Raw genomic sequence first — 3,046 nt, 5'->3', positions numbered from 1 at the left:
CCTCCCCGTCCGCTTCCTCGTGGGGCCGCCTGACGGCGGCGAGCGCGTTAAGAACATGGGGGCTGAGAGGATGCAGGACAGGGCGCCGCTGGTCACTTGCGGCAGTGATTGGTGAGGTGCGGGAAGGGATTTGAAACACGTAGGTAATTGAGACCCCCCTCAGTCGGCAGCGAGGGGTAGGAGGTGCTGTAGTTCGTCCGGGCTCACCTTGAGGCGGGGCAGCTTGTGCGTCCACTGCATGTCGGGGAGACGGCCCCGGCATTTAGCTTCGAGATATTCAGCTTCGGCGGCGGCGCGCATCTCGTCGGTGGGCGCGTACCAGAGGCCCGTGCGTGGATCCTGAACGCGGTAGTTGGCACGGGCATCAGGTGGGCCACTGAGGTAGCGCATCAGCCCAACTAGGTCGGTGACATCCTCGACGTGCGTTCCCCGAGGTCGCTGCTTACGGGGAGGGACGGCAGAGGCAGGCAGAAGGATGTTGGTATGCCGCCCCCCTTCAATCCCGCGTTGCAAGGCACACCACGCTGGGGTATGCCCGATCAATTCCCCCACGTAGTCATGGACGGATCGGTTGAAGCCGTGGTCATACAGGGGGCCGCGCCCATGCTGAACGATCATCCAAGCGGGGGCGTGGTCAGTGGCAATCAGCAGGCGGGGAATAAGGCCACGCCCGTAACCCATGCGTCGGCCAACCTTGATGTTGCGCCGCGTAGTGCTGTCCGTGACGTAATCGGAACTGAAGGGGGAGACGGGGGGCTGGGGGAATGTCACCGTACCCACTGCTTAGTCCCCGCTGGGCTCGATGCGGGGCTGGAGGGGTGTCACGATCAGCAGGCCGTCGGAGGTGCGCCGGGTGGCGAGCATCACGGGTTCCGGGGTGAACTCCAGCAGCTCGTCAGGGTTCTCCGAGGCGGCGACGGTGGCCGGGGCGTGGGTGCCGAAGCGGGTCACGAACTCCAGCAGGGCCGCCACGGGCACGCGGTAGGCGGTGCGGCCTTCCCCCAGGCGCACGGCAGGCAGGTGGCCGCGCCGGATGAGGTTGACCACCGTGCGGGCCGTGCAGCCCAGGAACTCCGCGACGGTGGCGGTATCAATGAAGCAACCCGCCCCCAGATCGAGGGGGGCGGGCGGCAGTTGGTTGGCAATAGCGGTGGAATGGGAGAGAGTCATCTCCCAGTGTACTACGTTGGATGTAGAATATTCCATCATTTCTGTCTGAGAACATAATGAGTATTAAGGCGTTGTGCCGCCCCTGACGGCGTTTCTCGACTTCGGGGGGTAAATCAGCGCAGCCGGGCGGCCAACACTGCGCCGGGATTGCGCCACGGTGCCCCCTCGGCAAGGTCGGCGGCCAGCCGGGCGAGTTGCAGCGCCAGGACGTGCAGGCCGGGCCGCTGTTCGTTCTCGGCGCTCAGAGCGGTGTAAATCGTTCCCGCCCACTGTTTCAGGCGTCCGGGTTCGTTCAGGGCGTGGGCGAGGTCGGCGGCCAGCCGGGACACCTCCCGGTGACGTTGCCGGGGGGGCAGATGCAGCAGGCCGGGCAGGGCGTAGGCCACAGCGTGCAACGTCGCACCAGGACACATGTCAGAACCTCCCTCAGCGGGGGTTTTAGGTGTCCGGGTCGCAGCGGCCCATGTTCGGGCGATCCCTTGCAGCCGCTCGGCTTGCCCTTCAAGGGTGAGTGGTTCTGACATGACCGCCTGCACCTCCCGCCACGCCCCCTGTTCCCCGTGGTACTCGGTCGCAAAGTCGGGCCGCCAGTCATGCCGGAAGTCAAACCAGCGCAGCCGGGGCCGAGCGTCCGGGCGCAGCGCCACCGCCCATAGGGTGCCGTCATAGCGCCGCAGCTTGCCCACCTGGGCGACGTGCCCCCGCTCGTCGAGCAGCCCGGCATGGCGCAGCTCGTCGGCCAGCCGATACGTGTGCCGCTCCGAGTACCCCGCGACGGCGGCCAGGATCACAGCGGGCAGGTGGAACGTGATGCTCACCGGGGCCGCGGTGTGCCCCCGATGCCGGGCGACGTGCAGCGCCAGGTCGTGCAGGATGCCCCACAGCCGGGCCGCACCCACGCTCAGCGCCCGCTCCCCGCGCACCTCGCCCGCTGTGGGCAGGGTGGGCAGGACGTGAGGTGTAGGCGCGTAGGAGGGCCGTAGCGAGTCAGCAGGGGCCGGGATGGAGTGTTGAGCTATCTCAAGGTTGGCAGGCGGTTCTACGGGCCACACAGCAGGCGTAGGCGCGGCAGGAAGGCCCGCACCACCGAGAACGGCAGCACGAGCACGGGCAAGGACTAGGGCAAGACGCCCAGATGAACTTTCCAAGGTTGAAGCCTTTCTGCTCCCGGTGTACCCTTGGGTTGCGACGCCTGGTACTCCGGGAACTGAAGCCCCCTGTTGACGCAGGGGGTTTTTGGTTGTGCCTGAACAGTAACACAGGCACTCAAAGGGTCAGTAAAGGGCTGAGTCTCCCTTATAGCCTCAGCAACCGGGCCAGCCATCCTCGACGTCGTGGTTCGGGTGGGGTCGCAGCATGGAGGAGGACGCGCAGTCGATCAGGGTTGAGGGCCTCGCGTACCTCTAAACGCACAGCCTCATGGACCTCCCCAGCTGGGGCCTGGACAGTGGGCACATGCTGGACTGCCAGTTCCCTTACGACAGCATTCAGCTCCTCACGGACCACAACCCGCAATTCCTCCCGGATCAAAGCCCGCAGGTCTTCTGACAGGCCCGGCAACGTCGCAGGGGGGGGCGTAGCAGGGTGGTAGAGCGCCTGGAGCGCCCCCTCCACGCTAGTGGCCTCTCGTCGGTGGACCATGCTGAGCGCCTCACCGAGCAGGGTCACCACGGGCTCTGGCCAGAGGCGCTCGAGATGCTCACCACGCGGCAACGATTCCCCAGAGAGCGCCTCCCAGGTCGCGGCGTGCTTTCTCAATGTGGGGAGTCGAATCCCCAGCCGTTCGGCAGCCTGCTTGGGGGTTAGCACAAGAGCTGGGGAGATCATGACCGCAGGGTACAGGGGGCGCTTGGGGCGCTACACCACTTAGTCGCTC

General features: G+C 66.3%; 3 protein-coding genes. All 3 read right to left on the bottom strand.

All coding sequences use genetic code 11. The features are described 5' to 3' along the window. Positions 1–159: 159 nt before the first annotated feature. Positions 160–390, bottom strand: a complete 231-nt coding sequence (locus F784_RS0121945; RefSeq protein ID WP_019588844.1) for a hypothetical protein — start codon at positions 388–390, stop codon at positions 160–162. A gap of 393 nt (positions 391–783) precedes the next feature. Continuing rightward, positions 784–1,170: a helix-turn-helix domain-containing protein gene (locus F784_RS24305; RefSeq protein WP_019588843.1), complete on the bottom strand. Its 387-nt coding sequence runs from the start codon at positions 1,168–1,170 to the stop codon at positions 784–786. 113 nt (positions 1,171–1,283) lie between these two features. After that, the gene (locus F784_RS0121935) at positions 1,284–2,222 is read right to left on the bottom strand and encodes a hypothetical protein (RefSeq protein ID WP_157465449.1); all 939 of its coding nucleotides are present in this window, start codon (positions 2,220–2,222) and stop codon (positions 1,284–1,286) included. Between the last annotated feature and the right edge of the window lie 824 nt (positions 2,223–3,046).

The organism is Deinococcus apachensis DSM 19763 (assembly GCF_000381345.1).
In the GTDB taxonomy this organism is placed as follows: Bacteria; Deinococcota; Deinococci; order Deinococcales; family Deinococcaceae; genus Deinococcus; species Deinococcus apachensis.
This window is presented reverse-complemented; position numbering and strand designations above follow the sequence as displayed.

Bases quoted from the DNA above. Each gene is read 5' to 3' on its own strand.
- F784_RS0121945 (WP_019588844.1), bottom strand. From the start codon at position 390: ATGCGCTACCTCAGTGGCCCACCTGATGCCCGTGCCAACTACCGCGTT.
- F784_RS24305 (WP_019588843.1), bottom strand. From the start codon at position 1,170: ATGACTCTCTCCCATTCCACCGCTATTGCCAACCAACTGCCGCCCGCC.